At 65.6% G+C, this 17,841-nt stretch carries 15 protein-coding genes and 1 pseudogene; 2 read left to right on the forward strand and 14 right to left on the reverse strand.

The window, feature by feature from the left end; translation table 11 throughout:
- Nucleotides 1-5 precede the first annotated feature (5 nt).
- On the reverse strand, nucleotides 6-1,298 hold the full coding sequence (gene gshA, locus F3K02_RS01795) for a glutamate--cysteine ligase (protein WP_177132640.1): 1,293 nt from the start codon (nucleotides 1,296-1,298) through the stop codon (nucleotides 6-8).
- Between the two features lie 104 nt (nucleotides 1,299-1,402).
- Nucleotides 1,403-2,683: a glutamate-5-semialdehyde dehydrogenase gene (locus F3K02_RS01800; RefSeq protein ID WP_177132642.1), complete on the reverse strand. Its 1,281-nt coding sequence runs from the start codon at nucleotides 2,681-2,683 to the stop codon at nucleotides 1,403-1,405.
- A gap of 136 nt (nucleotides 2,684-2,819) precedes the next feature.
- Between F3K02_RS01800 and F3K02_RS01805 the strand changes: the two genes are divergently transcribed.
- On the forward strand, nucleotides 2,820-3,947 hold the full coding sequence (locus tag F3K02_RS01805) for a DUF2855 family protein (RefSeq protein ID WP_177132644.1): 1,128 nt from the start codon (nucleotides 2,820-2,822) through the stop codon (nucleotides 3,945-3,947).
- Between the two features lie 32 nt (nucleotides 3,948-3,979).
- Here the strand turns inward: F3K02_RS01805 and F3K02_RS01810 are convergent, their stop codons facing one another.
- From F3K02_RS01810 to F3K02_RS01840, 7 genes and pseudogenes are all read right to left on the reverse strand, one after another.
- Nucleotides 3,980-4,450: a CreA family protein gene (locus F3K02_RS01810; RefSeq protein WP_177132646.1), complete on the reverse strand. Its 471-nt coding sequence runs from the start codon at nucleotides 4,448-4,450 to the stop codon at nucleotides 3,980-3,982.
- Between the two features lie 141 nt (nucleotides 4,451-4,591).
- Entirely contained in the window at nucleotides 4,592-6,046 is a 1,455-nt protein-coding gene (locus tag F3K02_RS01815) for an aldehyde dehydrogenase (protein ID WP_177132648.1), read from the reverse strand.
- 31 nt (nucleotides 6,047-6,077) lie between these two features.
- A pseudogene (locus tag F3K02_RS01820) lies at nucleotides 6,078-6,779 on the reverse strand (ABC transporter ATP-binding protein); the annotation flags it as partial.
- 110 nt (nucleotides 6,780-6,889) lie between these two features.
- On the reverse strand, nucleotides 6,890-7,702 hold the full coding sequence (locus F3K02_RS01825) for an ABC transporter ATP-binding protein (protein ID WP_177132651.1): 813 nt from the start codon (nucleotides 7,700-7,702) through the stop codon (nucleotides 6,890-6,892).
- Nucleotides 7,692-8,720 carry a branched-chain amino acid ABC transporter permease gene (locus tag F3K02_RS01830; RefSeq protein WP_177132653.1) on the reverse strand — a complete coding sequence of 343 codons (1,029 nt, stop codon included), beginning with the start codon at nucleotides 8,718-8,720 and terminating at the stop codon, nucleotides 7,692-7,694. Before F3K02_RS01830 ends, F3K02_RS01825 begins: the two co-directional genes overlap by 11 nt.
- Complete coding sequence (locus F3K02_RS01835) at nucleotides 8,717-9,619, reverse strand: branched-chain amino acid ABC transporter permease (RefSeq protein ID WP_177132655.1); 903 nt, start codon at nucleotides 9,617-9,619, stop codon at nucleotides 8,717-8,719. Before F3K02_RS01835 ends, F3K02_RS01830 begins: the two co-directional genes overlap by 4 nt.
- A 113-nt stretch (nucleotides 9,620-9,732) precedes the next feature.
- Nucleotides 9,733-10,929, reverse strand: coding sequence for an amino acid ABC transporter substrate-binding protein (locus tag F3K02_RS01840; RefSeq protein WP_177132657.1), 1,197 nt, complete (start codon nucleotides 10,927-10,929; stop codon nucleotides 9,733-9,735).
- 190 nt (nucleotides 10,930-11,119) lie between these two features.
- Between F3K02_RS01840 and F3K02_RS01845 the strand changes: the two genes are divergently transcribed.
- On the forward strand, nucleotides 11,120-12,106 hold the full coding sequence (locus tag F3K02_RS01845) for an AraC-like ligand-binding domain-containing protein (RefSeq protein WP_177132659.1): 987 nt from the start codon (nucleotides 11,120-11,122) through the stop codon (nucleotides 12,104-12,106).
- A gap of 68 nt (nucleotides 12,107-12,174) precedes the next feature.
- Here F3K02_RS01845 and holA read toward each other — a convergent pair whose 3' ends face one another.
- From holA to F3K02_RS01870, 5 genes are all read right to left on the reverse strand, one after another.
- The gene (gene holA, locus F3K02_RS01850) at nucleotides 12,175-13,227 is read right to left on the reverse strand and encodes a DNA polymerase III subunit delta (RefSeq protein WP_177132661.1); all 1,053 of its coding nucleotides are present in this window, start codon (nucleotides 13,225-13,227) and stop codon (nucleotides 12,175-12,177) included.
- Between the two features lie 7 nt (nucleotides 13,228-13,234).
- Nucleotides 13,235-13,801, reverse strand: coding sequence for an LPS-assembly lipoprotein LptE (locus F3K02_RS01855; RefSeq protein WP_246309062.1), 567 nt, complete (start codon nucleotides 13,799-13,801; stop codon nucleotides 13,235-13,237).
- A 38-nt stretch (nucleotides 13,802-13,839) separates the two neighbouring features.
- Nucleotides 13,840-16,518, reverse strand: a complete 2,679-nt coding sequence (leuS, locus tag F3K02_RS01860; RefSeq protein ID WP_177132663.1) for a leucine--tRNA ligase — start codon at nucleotides 16,516-16,518, stop codon at nucleotides 13,840-13,842.
- Nucleotides 16,519-16,659: 141 nt separating this feature from the next.
- Nucleotides 16,660-17,109: an ExbD/TolR family protein gene (locus F3K02_RS01865; protein ID WP_177132666.1), complete on the reverse strand. Its 450-nt coding sequence runs from the start codon at nucleotides 17,107-17,109 to the stop codon at nucleotides 16,660-16,662.
- 55 nt (nucleotides 17,110-17,164) lie between these two features.
- Nucleotides 17,165-17,824 (reverse strand): MotA/TolQ/ExbB proton channel family protein, encoded by a 660-nt coding sequence (locus F3K02_RS01870; protein ID WP_177132668.1) that lies wholly within the window; start codon nucleotides 17,822-17,824, stop codon nucleotides 17,165-17,167.
- Nucleotides 17,825-17,841: the final 17 nt, after the last annotated feature.

A 17,841-nucleotide genomic window follows, 5' to 3' on the forward strand; every position in this document is an offset into this window, starting at 1 on the left:
AGGGGTCACTCGTATATTTCAGCGTTCGGGTCGGTGGCTTCCAGCTCGTAACTCGCGGCCAGCATGGCCAGGCGACCGATCACGCCGTACATGTAGAAGCGGTTGGGAACGCTGGCGCCCGGCTTCACACCCGGTTGCGGCAGCTGCGCGCTCTGCTCGAAGGCCAGCGGCACGAAGCTGGAGCCCGGTGCGTTGAGGTTTTCGTCCACACCCCGTTGCGCGTGCACGCGGTAGAAGCCGCCCACCACATAGCGGTCCATCATGTAGACCACCGGCTCGGCCACCGCCGCGTTGATGCGCTCGTTGGTGAGCACGCCCTCCTGGATGATGACCTCGTGAACCGGCTGGCCGGCCTGCACCGTCGCCATGCGCTCGCGTGTTCCCACCGACAGGGCATCGATGTCCTTCGCATCGCGCACGGTGAGGATGCCCATGCCGCCGGTGCCGTTGTCGGCCTTGACCACGACAAACGGTTTTTCGTTGATGCCGTATTCCTTGTATTTGCGGCGGATCTTGCCGAGCAGCGCGTCGGCATTGGTGCGCAGGCATTCCAGTCCGTGCTCTTCGGCAAAATTGACCTGGCCACACTGGTTGAACATCGGGTTGATGAGCCAGTGGTCCATGCCCAGCAGCTTGCCGAAGCGCTTGGACACCTCTTCATACGCCTTGAAGTGGTTGCTCTTGCGGCGCGTGCCCCAGCCCGCGTGCAGCGGCGGCAACAGGTACTGCTCGTGCAGGTCTTCCAGGATGCCGGGCACACCGGCGCTCAGGTCGTTGTTGAGCAGGATGGTGCAGGGGTCAAAATGTTTGAGGCCCAGGCGGCGCTTGCTGCGGATCAGCGGCTCCAGCGTGACCGACTCACCACCCGGCAGGTCGATCGTGGTGGGTGCCTTGATGTCGTTGGACAGCGAACCCAGGCGCACATTGAGGCCGGCCTGGTAGAAGATGCGCTGCAGTTGCCGCAGGTTGCTCAGGTAAAACACATCGGTGCTGTTCTCGGGCACCAGCAGCAGGTTCTTGGCCTCGGGACAGATCTTTTCGATCGCGGCCATGGCGGCCTGCACCGCCAGCGGCAACATCTCGGGCGTGAGGTGGTTCCAGCCGCCGGGGTAGAGGTTGGTGTCCACCGGCGCGAGCTTGAAGCCGGCGTTGCGCACGTCCACCGAGGTGTAGAACGGCGGCGTGTGCTCCATCCACTCCAGCCGGAACCAGCGCTCAATCACGGGCGTGGATTCCAGGATGCGCTGTTCCAGTTCGTTGATCGGACCGGTCAGGGCGGTGACGAGGTGGGGAACCATGAGAAAACCTTTTGCAGGGAAGGGGACGGCCAAACCATTGTAGGGACCGGCCAAGACAGCCAAAGGACAGAAGTGGGGCCGGGGGCCCGGCTTGCAAGCCCCGCTCAGCTGCGAACTTCGCCTTCGCCCAGCACAACGTACTTCAGGGACGTGAGCCCTTCGACGCCGACCGGCCCACGGGCGTGGAACTTGTCGGTGCTGATGCCGATTTCGGCGCCCAGGCCGTACTCGAAACCGTCGGCGAAGCGGGTGCTCGCATTCACCATGACGCTGGCCGAATCGACCTCACGCAGGAAACGCTGGGCGTGCATGTGGTCGGTGGTGAGGATAGCGTCGGTGTGGTGGCTGCTGTAGCGGTTGATGTGGGCGATGGCTTCGTCCAGGCCATCGACGATCTTCACGCTGATGACCGGCGCCAGGTATTCCTCGCTCCAGTCGGCCTCGCTGGCGGCCGTCACGGCAGCGCCCGGCACGGCCGCCAGGATCGCCATCGCCTCGGCGCAGCCGCGCATCTCCACCCCCTTGGCGGCGTACACGGCGCCGATTTTCGGCAGGAAGTCCGCCACCACGCCACGTGCCACCAGCAGGCTTTCGGTCGCGTTGCAGGGGCTGTACTTCTGCGTCTTGGCGTTGTCGGCCACCTTGACCGCCATGGCGATGTCACACGGCTGATCCACATAGGTGTGGCAGTTGCCGTCCAGGTGCTTGATGACCGGCACCTTGGCCTCGGCGCTGATGCGTTCGATCAGCCCCTTGCCGCCACGCGGGATGATCACGTCCACATACTGCGGCATGGTGATGAGCTGGCCGACCGCGGCGCGATCGGTGGTGGGCACCAGCTGCACCGCGTCGGCCGGCAGGTCGGCGGCCACCAGGGCCTGCTGCACCAGCGCGGCGAGAGCCCGGTTGGAATCGATGGCTTCGGAGCCACCGCGCAGGATGCAGGCGTTGCCGCTCTTGATGCTCAGGCTGGCGGCCTCGATGGTCACGTTCGGGCGGCTTTCGTAGATCATGCCGAACACGCCGATGGGCACGCGCATCTGGCCGACGCGGATGCCGCTGGGCATCTGCTTCAGGCCCGAGATTTCACCAATGATGTCGGCCATGGCGGCGAGCTGCTCGCAGCCTTCGGCGCAGGTCTCGATGACTTTGGGCGTGAGTTTGAGGCGGTCCACCATCGGCTCGGCCAGACCTGCGGCGCGGGCACGCTCCAGGTCCTTGGCGTTCTCCGCCTGCAAGCCGTCCACATTGGCGCGCAGCAGCGTGGCCAGCTTGCGCAGTGCCTTGAGCTTGGTCGCCGCGCTGGCCTTGGCCATCAGGGCCGAAGCGGCCTTGGCCTGGCTGCCCAGGGTGTTCATGAGTTCGGTGGTGTTGCTCGCGTTCATGCATCGATTTTCGCAGAGCGGCCCGCACTTGGGGAAGGGAGGGCATTCGGGGGCTGGCCCCGCAACGCGCGTGACAACCGGGCACGCTGAACCGGTACACCATCCTGGCACCCGCTTCCTCATCGTGTAACGCCCCATGACCACCACCCTGTTCCTGGTCCGCAAGGACCAACTCGACACCACACGAACCGTGCAGTTGCCCGAAGCGCCCCTGTCCGACGGCCAGGTGCGGGTGCGCATCGAGCAGTTCGCCTACACGTCCAACAACATCACTTACGCCGCATTCGGCGAGTCCATGGACTACTGGCGGTTTTTCCCGGTGGTGCCACAGGGCGACGAAGCCCCCTGGGGAATCGTTCCAGTCTGGGGTTTCGGCGTGGTGGTGGAGACGAAATGCGCCGGGGTGGCCGAAGGTGAGCGCCTGTATGGGTATTGGCCGATGGCCTCGGACGCCGTGCTGCAGCCTGCGCGCGTGTCGCCCGAAGGCTTCTTTGACGCCGCTCCGCACCGCGCGGCGCTGCACCCGGTCTACAACCACTACCTGCGCTGCGCGGTCGACCCGCTGCACGATCCCGCCAGCGAACCGCTGCAGGCGCTGCTGCGGCCCTTGTTCCTCACCGCCTGGCTGATCGACGACTTCCTGGCCGACAACGCCTTCTTCGGCACCAGCCAGCCGGGCCGGCGCGGCGCGATGCTGCTCTCGTCGGCCAGCAGCAAGACGGCATATGCCACCGCGGCCCAGCTGGCCCACCGGCCGGAAGTGGAGGTGATCGGCCTGACCTCGGCGGCCAACGTGGCGTTCTGCCAGAGCCTGGGTGTGTACAGCCGCGTGCTCACCTACGACCAGCTCGACGCGCTACCCACCGATACACCCTGCGTGTACGTCGACTTCGCGGGCAACGGTGCGCTGCGCAAGGCCGTCCACAGCCGCTTTACTGCCCTCGCCTACAGCTGCTCCATCGGGGGCACCCACGTGGACCAGCTGTCCGGCGCACGCGACTTGCCCGGGCCACGCCCGGTGCTGTTCTTTGCGCCGGCGCAGGTCAAGAAGCGCCATGCCGACTGGGGTGCCGCAGGCTTCAACGAAAGGATGGCGCGCGCCTGGCATGCGTTCACGCGGCAGGTGAGCCAGCCGCCGGCGCCCTGGCTGGTGGTGCAGCACCACAGCGGGCCCGAGGCGGTGCAGGCGGCCCACGCGCTGGTGCTGGGCGGACGTGGTGACCCGCGCCTGGGGCACATGCTGTCGCTGTCAGGCGGCGTTTAGGCCGCAGGCCCCCCCGCACAGGTCAACGCCCTTCAGCGCACCGGAATCGCGGTGGCACGGTCCACCGGCACCGCCGTCACCGAGTTCTGCGGCGAGCCTTCGATCACCCGATCGGAGTAGGTGAGATAAACCAGCGTGTGCCGCTTGGGATCGACCATGCGCACGATGCGCAGGCGCTTGAAGATGAGGCTGGTGCGCTCGCTGAAGATTTCTTCCTGCGGCTGAATGGGCCTGGGAATCGAGATCGGGCCGACCTGCCGGCAGGCGATGGACGCCTCGGATTTGTCCTCGGCGAGGCCGAACGCGCCCTTGAGGCCACCGGTCCTGGCGCGCGACAGGAAGCAGGTGACGCCGGCCACCCCGGGGTCGTCGAACGCCTCGACCACGATCTTGTGGTCGGGCCCGATGAACTTGAACACCGTATCGACAGAGCCGATCTCTTCAGCGTGGGTGGCGGTGGTGGCGAACAGCAGCAGCGTGAGGGAGAGTGCGAGGTGGCGCATGGTGGGCCTTTGCAGGGGGGTTGCGAATGGACACACGGTAGCAGCACCCCGCAGGTCAGCCCGTCCGGCTCCCAGACAAAGGCTGCCACCTGATATCCCCTTTTTCTCGCTGCCGACGTCAATTCCCACGCTGACCACCGCTCAGAACGGGTAATGGCGCGGCGTCGTCTGCAACGTGATCCAGCGCAGCTCGGTGAATTCGGCAATGCCGGCCTTGCCGCCAAAGCGCCCGATGCCGCTGCCCTTGACGCCGCCGAAGGGCATCTGCGCCTCGTCGTGCACGGTGGGGCCGTTGACATGGCAAATGCCACTGTCGATCTTGCGCGCCACGTTGAAGGCGCGGGCGATGTCGCCACCGAACACGGCGGACGACAGGCCGTATTCGTTGTCGTTTGCACAGGCGATGGCTTCCTCCACGCCATTGACGCGCACCACGCACTTCACCGGGCCGAAGGTTTCTTCGTGGTAGATGCGCATGGCCGGCGTCACGTGGTCGAGCACAGTGGCGGGCATCAGCGTGGTGTCGGCCTTGCCGCCGCACACCAGTTTGGCGCCCTTGGCCAGCGCATCATCGATCAGGTCGTTGCAGTGGTGGACCGTGCCCATGCCGATCACCGAGCCCAGCACCACCGGCTCGGGCTTGCGCGGGTCGCCCACGGGCAGGGCCTTGGCCTTGTCGCTGAACTTCTTCACGAACTCGTCGGCGATTTTCTGGTCGACGATGATGCGTTCGGTGCTCATGCAGATCTGGCCGCTGTTGGCGAAGGCGCCGAAGGCCGCGCCGTTGACCGCGTCGTCGATGTTGGCGTCGTCCAGCACCACCAGCGGCGCCTTGCCGCCCAGTTCGAGCACCACGGGTTTGAGGTACTTCGCGCAGGTCATGGCGATGATCTTGCCGATCTTGGTGGAGCCGGTGAAGTTCACGCGCCGCACCGCCGGGTGGGCCACCATGGCTTCGACCACCGCGCCCGCATCGGCCGGCGCGTTGGTGATGTAGTTCACCACTCCGGGGGGAAAGCCGGCATCCTGAAACGCTTCGATGATGAGCTGGTGGGTGCGCGGACAGTTTTCACTGCCCTTCAGAATCACGGTGTTGCCGCAGGCCAGCGGCACGCAGATGGCACGCACGCCGAGGATGATGGGCGCGTTCCAGGGCGCGATGCCCAGCACCACGCCGGCCGGCTGGCGCACGCCCATGGCGAGCGAGCCAGGCACGTCGGAAGGAATCACTTCGCCCGCCACCTGGGTGGTGAGCGATGCGGCTTCGCGGATCATGCCGGCGGCCAGAAACACGTTGAAGCCGCCCCACATGCCGGTGGCGCCGGTTTCGGCCGACACGGCTTCAATGAACGCGGGCGTTTTGGCTTCGAGCGCATCGGCCGCCTTGAGCAGCAGCGCGCGGCGCTCGCCGGGCCCGGTTTCGCTCCAGGTTTTGAAGGCCTCGGCAGCGGCTTCCACCGCCATCACCGCATCGGCGGGCGAAGCGGCGGGTGCACGTGTGGCCACGCTGCCGTCGAGCGGGTTGCGGCGTTCGAAGGTGGCGCCTTTTTCGGCGGTGACTTTGAGGCCGTTGATGAGCATGGACATGTCGGACATGGGGTTCTCCTAGGTAAACAATTTCGCGGTTTCAGGGGGTGGCCACGGCTTTGCGGCGCTGCACCGCGTCAGCCGCACTGGTGGTGCCGGTAGCAGGGTCCTTGTCTGCGCCCAGGTAGGCCTCGCGGATCACGGTGGAGCGCGCGAGCAGCTTGGCCGGTCCACTGGCCACCAGGGTGCCGCGCTCCATCACGTAGCCCCGGTCGGCCACGGCCAGCGCCTTCTTCACGTTCTGCTCCACCATCAGCACGGTGGTGCCGGCGTCGGCAATGCGGCGCACGATGGTGAGCAGTTCATCCACCATCTTCGGCGCTAGGCCGAGCGAGGGTTCGTCGAGCATGAGCAGGCGCGGCGCGCACATCATGGCTCGCGCCACCGCCACCATCTGCTGCTCGCCACCGCTCATGGTGCCGGCCAGTTGGGTGGCCCGCTCCTTGAGCTTGGGAAAGTCCACGAAAGCTTGCGCCAGCCGTTCGGCGCGTTGTGCCTTGGGCACCAGCCAGCCACCGAGCTCCAGGTTTTCAGTGACGGTCATTTGCGGAAACAGCTGGCGGCCCTCGGGCACCAAGGCAACGCCAGTCTGCACGATCTCGTGCGTCTTCTCGGGCATCTCTGCGCCGTCGAGCAACACCGAACCGCCGCGCGGGATCAAGCCGTTGAGCGCCTTGAGCAGCGTGGTCTTGCCCGCGCCGTTGGGGCCGAGCACCACGGTGAGGCCGGGCTGGATGTCGAGCTTGAGGTCGCGCAGCACGAGAAAGGCACCGTAGCCGGCCGAGAGGCCGCTCACTTTCAGACGCGCGCGCCCGCCGCCGCCCAGCTCGAAGGGGGTTGTGCGGTACCACATCATGCGGTGGTCTCCTCGGCAACATGTTCCGTGGTGGGCTCGTTCATTTCGTCACCCAGATAGGCCTCGATCACCTCGGCGTTGCGCACCACCTCGGCGGGCGTGCCGTCTGCAATTTTTTTGCCCTGGTGCAGCACAATCACACGTTCCACATGGCGCAGCAATGTGGTCACCGCGTGTTCGATCCACACCACCGTGAGGTCGAGCTCGTCGCGCAGGCGGCGGATCAGGCGAGCCATTTCCTCCACCTCGTTTTCGGTCAGGCCAGCGGCCACCTCGTCGAGCAACAACATGCGCGGGCGCGTGGCCAGCGCCATGCCGATCTCCAGCAGGCGCTGCTGCGACGGCGTGATGGCCGCGGCCGGCAGATCGGCCTGGTCGCGCAGGCCGATCAGGCCCAAGATGCTTTCGGGCGTGCGCAGCACCCAGGGCACCGTCGTCTCTTCACCCCACCAGATGTACTTGCGCGGCCGCCGGCCGGCGAACTTCAGCCCGAAGGCGATGTTGTCGCGCACCCGCATGTCGGGAAACGTGCGCGGGGTCTGGAAGGTGCGCGCCAGGCCGTTGGCGGCAAAGCGGTGCGGGCCTTTGCCGCCAAGTTCGCGGCCCTGCACCGTGAGCGTGCCGCTGGTGGGTTTGGTGACGCCGGAGATGGCATTGAAGAAGGTGGTCTTGCCCGCCCCGTTGGGGCCGATGATGCCGACCAGCTCGCCGGGCATGAAGCGCGCACTCACGGAGTCGACCGCCACGAGGCCGCCGAAGCGCACGGTGATGTCGCGGGCGTCGAGAAGTGGCTGGCGATCAGAAGACATCGCGGCGCTCCCTCAGGCTCTTTTCGAGTTGCTTGCGGCGTTTCGTCTCGCCGCTCAGGTCGTCGCGCGTCTCCTGCCACCAAGCCTTGGCGCCATCGCGCCAACCCCGGAAGGTCTCGGTGCGCAGCGAGGCCAGGCCACCCGGCAGGTACAGCACCGACAAGATGAGCAGCAGGCCCAGCGACATCATGTAGATCTGCGGCAACTGCAGGCGCAGCGTTTCGGCCAGCACGCTGAACACAATGGCCGCGATCAGTGGCCCCCACAGCGTGGCCGCTCCACCGATGAGCGCGATCAGCACGGTCTGGAAGCCGATGAAGGGGTTGAACACGGTGTGGGGGTCGATGTATGTCCAGCGCACCGACATGGCCGACCCCACCGCGCCGGCCACAGCGGCGGTGAGCGCGAAGCCGGCGATCTTGATCCAGCGCGTGTTCACGCCCAGGGTCTGCGCGCGTTGCTCGTCGGCCCCGATGCCGAGCATGGCCAGACCGAAACGCGTGCGCCGGATGGTGATGGACAGTGCCACCGTGATCACGGCCAGCGCGAGCACGGTGAAGTAGATGGTGTCGCGCTCGGGCACTACCATGAGTACGCGGCCCACGGTGCCGGTCACACTCTTTTCAAAGTAGCTGATGGCATGGCGGATGAGTTCGGTCATGCCGAAGGTGAGCACCGCGAAGTAGGTGCCACGCAGGTGCAGCACCGCCGCACCCATCACCACGGCCACCGCCGCCGCAATCAATGAACCCAGCGCAATGGCCTGCATCCACGACAGTTGCTCCAGCAGGATGGCGCTGGTGTAGGCGCCGATGCCGAAGAAGGCCGAGGTGGCGAGCGACAGGTAGCGCGTGGTGCCACAGAACAGCGCCCAGCTCGACGAGAGCGCGATGTACATCAGGCAGGTGAGCGCCATGGACACGGCGAACTCGCTGGCGAAGCTGGGCAACGCCAAGGCCCAGCCGGTGAGGCCGAAAAGGACCAGCAAGTCGCGGATGAGGAATTGGCGGGAGTTCATGCTTTGCGTGACTTGCGGGAAAACAGACCTTCGGGGCGCAGCAACAGCACACTGATGAAGACCACGTAGCTCAACAGAGCTTTGAGCGAGGGGTTGGTGAAGTGCATGCCCAAGGCTTCGATCACGCCCAGCAGCAGGCCACCGGCCAGCGCACCGCCCATGCTGCCGAAGCCGCCGAGCGTGATGACAATGAGCGCGGTGACGGTGTAGGGCTCGCCCATGGACGGGCTGATGGTGTATGACATGGACAGGAGCGCGCCGGCCACGCCCGAGAGGCCCAGGCCGATGCCGAACATGAGCGGGTGCAGGCGCTGCGTGTTGATGCCCATGAGCTGCGCCCCGGTGGGCGACTGCATGAGCGCGCGCACACCCTTGCCCAGCAACGTGGTGCGCATCAGCACGATGAGCGCGCCAGAGAACAGGAGGGCCAGCGCGAACACCAGCAGCTTGTTGCCGGCAAACTGCGCCGTTCCGTCGGGCAGCGGAATCTGCACCGGCTCGGTCAAAAAGTCGTAGCCGCGCAGGTCACCGCCCCACATCCACGACGCAAAGTTCTGCACCAGGAACATCAGGCCAAAGGCCACCATGAGGCCACGCGCTTCAAAAATGTCGATGTTCGGCGAAGTGGCGGTGAGACGGCGGAAACACAGGCGGTGGATCACCCAGCCCAGCACGAAGAGCATGCCGAACGACACCGGCACCATGAACAGCGGGTTCAAGCCGAGCGAGGTCTGCGCCATCCAGGTGAGGTAGGCCCCCACCATGAGGAACTCGCCGTGCGCGATGTTTAGGATGCGCATCAGCCCGTACTGCAGGTTCAGCCCGAGCGCGACAAGCGCGTAGATGCCCCCAGTGATGAGACCGGAGGCGAGGAGTTCGAGCCAGGCGGAGAAAGACATGCGGTGGCGCTCAAAGGTGGTTGACCAGAATGCCGCGGATCTGGCTTCGCCAGTCCGCAGGCATTGCCCCCTTGAGGGGGTGACGCGCCGCAGGCGCGGCGCGGGGGTGATCTCTACTTCCAGGCCGCCTTGGCCGGATTGAGCGCAGCGGTGGCTACCGACTTCGGCCACACCACCTCGAACTCACCGTTCTGCCACTGAGACACGGTGCCCGGCGTGCCCACGTTCTCGCTGCCGTTGAACTTGATGTCGCCGATGATGGTCTTGTGGGTGGTTCCAGCCACGTAGTCGCGAATGGCCTTGCGATCCAGGCCCTGGGCCTTCACCGCGTTGGTGAGGATCTCCAGTCCCGCCCAGCAGGCGCCGCTGGCCCAGCGATCGGGTTCCTTCTTCTGGCTGGCCACGTGGGCATCGAAGTAGGCCTTGGCGCCGGGGCTGGTCTTGCTGTTCCAGGAACCCATGCCCAGCACGCCCTCGGCACCCGCAGGCGTCATCACGTTCTTGTAGAGCGGGAACGCGGTGCCCACCGACGCATAGAAGAATTTCGGGTTGAAGCCGATCTCCTTGCTCTGCCGGCTGGCCAGGATGGTGTCGGGCGGGTAGGTGAAGCCCACGAACGCGTCGGGGTTCTTGTCTTTCATCGAACGCAGCACGGGCGAGAGGTCCTTCACGCCACCGGGGTAGCTCTTGTCTTCCACCATGGTGATGCCGCTCCCCTGCAGCGCCACCTTGAAGGCGGCGAAGTTCTCCAGGCCGAACAGGTCGTCTACATAGATCAGCGCCACGGTCTTCACGCCGTTGGCCTTGAGCATGTCCACCAGCGCGCTGGTCATGGCCCCGGGCTGCTGCAGCAGCAGGAAGAAGTACGGCAGCTTCATTTCCACCAGGCGCTTGCTCAGTGCGGTGGGTGCGAGAAAGGGGTACTGGAAGCGGTTGGCCAGTGGGGCCACGGCGAAGTTGGCGTTGCTGCCCCAGGGCGGCAGCACCAGGTCGACCTTGTCGCTGCCCATGAGTTTTTCGTAAGTGCGCACCACGGTTTCGGTGTCGCTGCGATCGTCGCTGCTGATGAGCTGGATCTGGCGCTTGACCCCCTTCACGTCCAGGCCGCCCGCGGCGTTCTGCTGTTCGGCCCAAAGCAGGTAATTGGGCTCCTGGCTCACCTGTGCACCGCCGGTCCAGGGGCCGGTTCGCGACATGGAATACCCGATGCGCACCGGCGCCGACTGCGCCATGAGCCGGGGTGCGAAGGACATGGCGCCCACCGCAGCGGCGGCGCCCTTGATGACCAGACGGCGATTGGGATGAACCATGGTGTGTCTCCTGTTGTGGGTATCGAGCCATCAGCATCGTAGGTCGCAACCCGCTGGGAGGCTGTGCTCTGCGTGCAAAAGCCACTTGCCCAAACGTGCACATCGCCGCGGGTTAACCCTCAATGCCACCGCTCGCACAGCGCCACGCCGGGACACATAATTTCTGTCCCAGCCACCCGACGGAGCCCCCATGACCCCATCCTCCGTGATGAGCACCGACACGGTCGCGCCGCGCGACCGCGCCGCGATCTGGCGCGACTGGGTGTGGACCCACTTTGGCGGACTCGAGTCCGACCTGTACGGCGACACGGTCTTCGACGGCCACATGGCGGCCACACAAGCCGGCTCGGTGGTGCTGACCAAGCTTGAAGCCAACCGCCACCGCGTGCTGCGCAGTCCCCGCCTGGCCCGCGCCAGCGAACGCAGCTACCTGAAGATCGTCGCGCCCTGGCGCGGCAGTGCCACGGTGGAACAGCAGGGCCGGCAGGCCTGGGTGCGCCCGGGCGGATGGGCCATCTACGACACCACCGGCAGCTACGAGATCGACAACCCCGAACGCGTTGAACACCTCATCGTGATGCTGCCCAAGGAACAACTGGTCGAGCGCGGTTTGAAACTGGAGCCGCTCATGGCCCGGCATGTGGGTGGCGTCAGCGGCATTGCGCGCGTGGCGCTGGAGACCATGCGCAGCACCTACCAGGAACTGCCCAGCATGAGCGAAACGGCCGCCCGTGGCGCGGGCGAACTCATCGTGGAGCTGGTGCGCCTGTCGCTGCAGGAGCTCGCTGGCCGCGAGAGCGCCGCCACCCAGCTCGAAGCCTTTCGCGACCGCATCCGCGAACACATAGCCCGTCACCTGCGTGACCCTTCGCTCACTCTGGATCACATCGCGCAGGCACTCAACTGCAGCAAGCGCCACCTGCACAACGCCTTCAGTGCAGAAGACGACACGCCGGCGCACTACATTCTGCGCAGGCGGCTACAGGCTTGCATGCACGACCTGCAGAACCCCACCCATGCCCAGCGCACCATCACCGACATCGCCTTCGCCTGGGGCTTCAACAACGGCGCCCATTTCAGCCGCGTGTTCCGCGAACACACCGGTCAGACACCCAGCGACTTCCGGGAAGCGATGCGCAGACGACCGCTGGCAAGGGAAACGGTACGCAGTGCCTGAGCCCGGCCAGCCTGCCAGGCCACGGGTATCGCCCCCTTCAGGGGGTCGCGCGAAGCGCGGCGGGGGTGTTACCTCGTGCCACAGGCCAACGTCACCTTCATCGCCATCTGTTGCAGCGCCTGCCAGGGATCGGCCGGCCAGCCGGGCGCTTTCAACCCCTTCACGATCCCGTCCACCAGGTGGGCGTCTTCCAGCCATCGGCTGAGTTGTGCCATGGAGAGCAAAGGCAATGCGCGCTCCATGAGTTTTTCCTTCAGCCCCCAGACGCGGTTCTCGCGCAAGGCCATCGGCAGCGGACGCCCGGCGTCCATGGCGCTCCGAATGCGGTGCAGGGTACGGATGTCTTCAGACAGCGCCCAGTGCACGAGCACGGCTGCCTCGCCTTCGGCCTGCAGGCCATCGAGCATGCGCTGCACGCGCAGCACCTGCCCGCCCAGCACCGCCTCGGCGAGCTTGAACGGGGTGTAGCGCGCCACGTTCAGCACGGCATTTTCAACCTGCTCCAGCGACAGCTCACCCGCCGGATGCAGCAGGCCGAGCTTCTGGATTTCCTGGTGTGCGGCCAAGAGGTTGCCCTCGACCCGGTCGGCAAAAAACTGCAGCGTGCGCTGGCCCTCTTCGCCCGCCGCCACGCGCTGGCCCTGCTGCTGCAGGCGCTGCGCGATCCAGGCGGGCAGCGCCTGACGCTCCACCGGGTCCACCTTCACCGTCGCGCCAAAACTGTCCAGCGCGGCAAACCAGGCGCCCTTCTGGGTGGCGGCATCGAGCCGGGGCAGGATCACCAGCGTGAGCGTGCTGTCGTTGTCCCGCGCGGCCTCGGCCATCTGCTGCAGCACCTGCGAACCGTCCTTGCCCGGCTTTCCCGAGGGCACACGGATTTCGATCAGCTGCTTGTCGGCAAACAGGCTCATGGAGCCGCCGCTGGCCAGCACCTCGCCCCAGTCGAAGTGGGCGCCTGCCACCGTGTGCACGGTGCGTTCGGTGTAGCCCTGATCGCGGGCGGTGGCGCGGATGGCGTCGGCCGCTTCCTGTACCAGCAGGGGTTCGTCACCATGCAGGGTGTACAGGCTCTTGAGCCCTCGCTGCAGCTGACTGGCAAGCTGCGTCGCAGGAACCTGCATGACGCCCTTACAGCGACTTCACCGCCGCCAGGCGGCGCATGATCTGCTGCACGATATCGTTCTGCATGTCGTTGAACATCAGTTGCTCTTCGGCCGCTTTGGCCAAAGCACCGGTTTCGGTGAAGCTGATGTCGCGCTCCTGCAGCATTTCGGTTTCGTCGATCAGGTATTTGCCACTCAATGTGCTCAGGCGAAAGCGAAAGCGCGTGCGCAACTGCAGCTCACGCACCTGGCCCGAGGTGGTCTGCCCCACGACCACACGCTCGCGCTGATCGGTGAGGACTGCCAGGACCACCTGGACGGGTGGCTGGCCCGCCACCGCAGCGGTGTTCACGACCTGAATCCCGGCAGCAGCGAGTTCGCGCTGCAGGGCCCGCGACACCGGGGTGGCGACGTAATTGGTAAACCGCAGCGACGTGAACGCAAAGCTGGGCGCCTGACGCAGAGCAAAACCGCAACCGCTCAACCCTCCGGTCGCCAGCAGGATACCCGCGCCGGCCAGTCCGGCCCACACCACGCGCCGACGGGCATCAGCGGGCAGATCCCTTGACATGGAGGCAGAACGTGGGGTCATGGCAGATGGATTTGAAATGGGATTCATGGCGCAAGGTTTTATACCACCACGTTGACCAGCCGGCCCGGCACCACCACCACCTTCTTGGGCGCAGCGCCATTGGCCTGCTTGACAAAGGCCTCGCTGGCCAGCGCCGCGGCTTCGATGGCGGCCTTGTCGGCGGCGGCCGGCACCGTGATGCTGCCACGCAGCTTGCCGTTGATCTGCAGCATGAGTTCGATTTCGTCGCGCTGCAGCGCGGCCTCGTCGGCCTGCGGCCAGGGGGCGTCAAGCAGATCGCCCAGCGTGGCGGCGTAGCCGAGCTCAACCCAGAGGCTGTGCGCTATGTGCGGCGTGGCGGGGTAGATGCAGCGCAGCAGCATGCCGAAGCCTTCGGCCAATGCGGCGTTGTCACCCACCGAACCGTCACCCTTGAAATCATCGAGGGCGTTGAGCATCTTCATCGCGCCCGAGACCACCGTGTTGTATTGCATGCGCTGGTAGTCGTAGTCCACCTGCTTGAGCACGGTGTGCACCTCCAGGCGCAGCGCCTTGGCCGCCTTGGACAGCGTTTGCTGGCCCACATTGGCCGCCAGCGCACCCAGGCCCGCCGTGGCACAGAGCTTGTTGCCAAAGCCCCAGACGCGGCGCAGGAAGCGGTAGCTGCCTTCCACCGCCGCGTCGTTCCACTCCAATGTGGCTTCGGGCGGCGCGGTGAACATGGTGTACAGGCGCGCGGTGTCGGCGCCGTACTTCTCGATCAGGTCCTGCGGGTCGACGCCGTTGTTCTTGGACTTGGACATGGTGCCCACGCCCTCGTAGTCGATGGCGGTGCCCACCGGCAAATCGCCCACGGCCTTGATCAGCTTGGCGCCGACCACCTTGCCGGCCTCGTCCAGCACATGCTCCACGTCCTGCGGCCAGAAATAGTCCTTGCCGCCCTTCTCGGTGCGGCGCGAGTAGATGTGGTTGAGAACCATGCCCTGGGTCAGCAGCTTGCTGAAGGGCTCGTCCACTTTCACCAGGCCCAGGTCGCGCATGACCTTGGTCCAGAAACGTGCGTACAGCAGGTGCAGGATGGCGTGTTCGATGCCGCCGATGTACTGGTCCATCGGCATCCAGTAGTCGGCACCGTCAGCGACCATTTTTTCGCTGTTGGTGGGATCGCAGTAGCGCATGAAGTACCAGGACGAATCCACGAAGGTGTCCATGGTGTCGGTCTCACGACGCGCTGCCTTGCCGCAGATGGGGCAAACCACGCCGGCGTGGAAGCCTTCGTGTTTGTGCAGCGGGTTGCCCGAGCCGTCGGGGATGCAGTCCTGCGGCAGCACCACCGGCAGGTCTTTCTCGGGCACCGGCACCGCGCCGTGTTCGGCGCAGTGGATGATGGGGATGGGCGTACCCCAGTAGCGCTGGCGGCTGATGCCCCAGTCGCGCAGGCGGAAGGTGGTCTTCTTCTCGCCCAGGCCTTGGGCGGCCAGCAGCTCGGCGACCTTGTCCACGGCGGCTTTCTGGGACAGACCATCCAGCACGCCGGAATTGACGCACACACCGCGCTGCTTGTCGGCGTAGCTGTCGGCCCAGGCGGTGTTGCTGAACGCCTCGCCGTCCACGGCCACCACCTGCTGGATCTTCAGGTCGTATTTCAACGCAAACGCAAAGTCACGCTCATCGTGCGCAGGCACGCCCATCACGGCACCGTCGCCGTAGCTCATGAGCACGTAGTTGCCGACCCAGACCTCGACCTGTGCGCCGGTCAGCGGGTGCGTGACGAACAGGCCGGTGGCCATGCCCTTCTTTTCCTGCGTGGCGAGCTCGGCTTCGGTGGTGCCGCCGGTCTTGCACTCTTCGATGAAGGCGGCCAGGGCGGGGTTGCTCAATGCGGCGTGGTGGGCCAGCGGGTGTTCGGCGGCCACGGCGCAGAAGGTCACGCCCATGATGGTGTCGGCGCGCGTGGTGAACACGTACATCCGGCCGTCGCCGATCAGCGCACCGTCCGCAGCTTTGATGTCATGGGGGAAGGCGAAGCGCACGCCCTCGCTCTTGCCGATCCAGTTCTCCTGCATCAGGCGCACCTTGTCGGGCCAGCCGTTCAGCGTGGCCTTGGGGTTGCCCAGCTGCACGTGGTCGAGCAGCTCGTCGGCGTACGCCGTGATGTTCAGGTAGTAGCCAGGGATCTCGCGTTTTTCCACCGTGGCACCGGTGCGCCAGCCCTTGCCGTCGATCACCTGTTCATTGGCCAGCACGGTCTGGTCCACCGGGTCCCAGTTGACGATCTGGGTCTTGCGGTAGGCGATGCCTTTTTCCAGCATCTTCAGGAACAGCCACTGGTTCCATTTGTAGTAGCTCGGGTCGCAGGTCGCGACTTCGCGGCTCCAGTCGATGGCCAGGCCCATCGCCTGCATCTGCTGCTTCATGTAGGCGATGTTCTCGTACGTCCACTTCGCCGGCGGCACACCGTTCTTCAGCGCCGCGTTTTCCGCCGGCAGACCGAAGGCATCCCAGCCCATGGGCATCAGCACGTTGTGACCGTTCATGCGCAGGTAGCGCGTGAGCATGTCGTTGATGGTGTAGTTGCGCACGTGGCCCATGTGCAGCTTGCCGCTGGGGTAGGGCAGCATGGAGCAGGCGTAGAACTTCTTCTTGCCGGCGACCTCGGTCACGCGGTAGGCGTCGTTGGCGTTCCAGTGGGCGTGCGCGGCGCGCTCGACATCCTTGTGGGCGTATTTTTCTTGCATGAAGCAGAGACCGGGAGTTCGGGAACAGTAAAAAGGAAAATGGGTTGAGATGCGCATTCAGATCCAGGACCGCTACGCATCATTGTCTGGAAGCGAATTTTAGGCCTTGGCCCTCAGCTGGCCAGAAGTCTGAAGCGCGCCTCAACGGGCTGGGGACTGTGCACCACCTGTGGCCGGGTCGGCCACAAAACCAATCCGCGAGAGCCCTGCCGCCTGACTCATGCCGATCAACTGGACGACCCGCCCATAAGGCACTGCCGTGTCTGCCCGGAGCTGCAACTCAGTGGCCGGGTTGATCCGTGCGGTCTGTTGGAGGCGCAGAAACAAGGCTTCGTTATCAATGGGTTGTTCGTCCCAGAAAATCTGGCCTTTGGCATCGACACTGAGGGACACAAAGGCTTCGGGTTCCGACGCAGCCCCGGCGGCCGGACTGGTGGTCTGGGGTAGCTCCAGCTCAAGACGGCTGGCCATGAGAGGCGCCGTGATGATGAAGATCACCAGCAGCACCAGCATCACGTCCACCAAAGGTGTGACGTTGATGTCGCTCATGGGCTGGTGCCCGGCGGGCTTTTCCAGACGACCAAAGCTCATGACGGACGGTCTCCGAGATGAGGCCGGAACGCACACCAAGCGTGGACCCGGCGGCTCATACCGCGGATTCCTTGTAGGCCAGCAGTTCACGCAGGTCGCGCGCAAAACCTTCCAGGTCGGCCTCGATGCGGGCCACCTGACGGCCGAGCACGTTGTAGGCCAGCACCGCGGGAATGGCGACCGCCAGCCCAGCAGCGGTCATGACCAGCGCCTCACCCACCGGGCCGGACACCTGTTCGATCCGGAACTTGCCGTCTTGTCCAATTTCGGTGAGGGCGTGGTAGATGCCCCAGACCGTTCCCAGCAGGCCCACAAACGGCGCGGTGGATCCCACCGTGGCCAGCAGGACCTGCCCGAACTGCAGACGGTGCAGCACCAGGTGCAAGGCGTCGCGCAGCACACGGGTGAGTTGCTGGGAGCGGTCGCCAGCAGCAGCCAGCGTCTGGGGCGCAGCCTGCTCGATGGTGCGTGCGGCCTGCAACAGGGGCAACACCAGCCGGCGCGGGTCAAAAGCCTGCAAGCGCAGCTGCGCATCGTCAAGGTGTGCCGCCTGCCAGAAGGCCGCCGTGGACAGCTGCACATCCTTCACGGCCCTGCGCAGCATCCAGCTTTTCCAGAAGATCACCACCCAGCTGGCCACCGACATCGCGAACAGCAACAGGGCCACACTGCGGCTGATCGCATCCCCCTGCAGCACCGTTTGCCACACACCCATAAAACGTCCTTCTGGTT

Source organism: Hydrogenophaga aromaticivorans, from assembly GCF_013387465.1.
In the GTDB taxonomy this organism is placed as follows: domain Bacteria; phylum Pseudomonadota; class Gammaproteobacteria; order Burkholderiales; family Burkholderiaceae_C; genus Hydrogenophaga; species Hydrogenophaga aromaticivorans.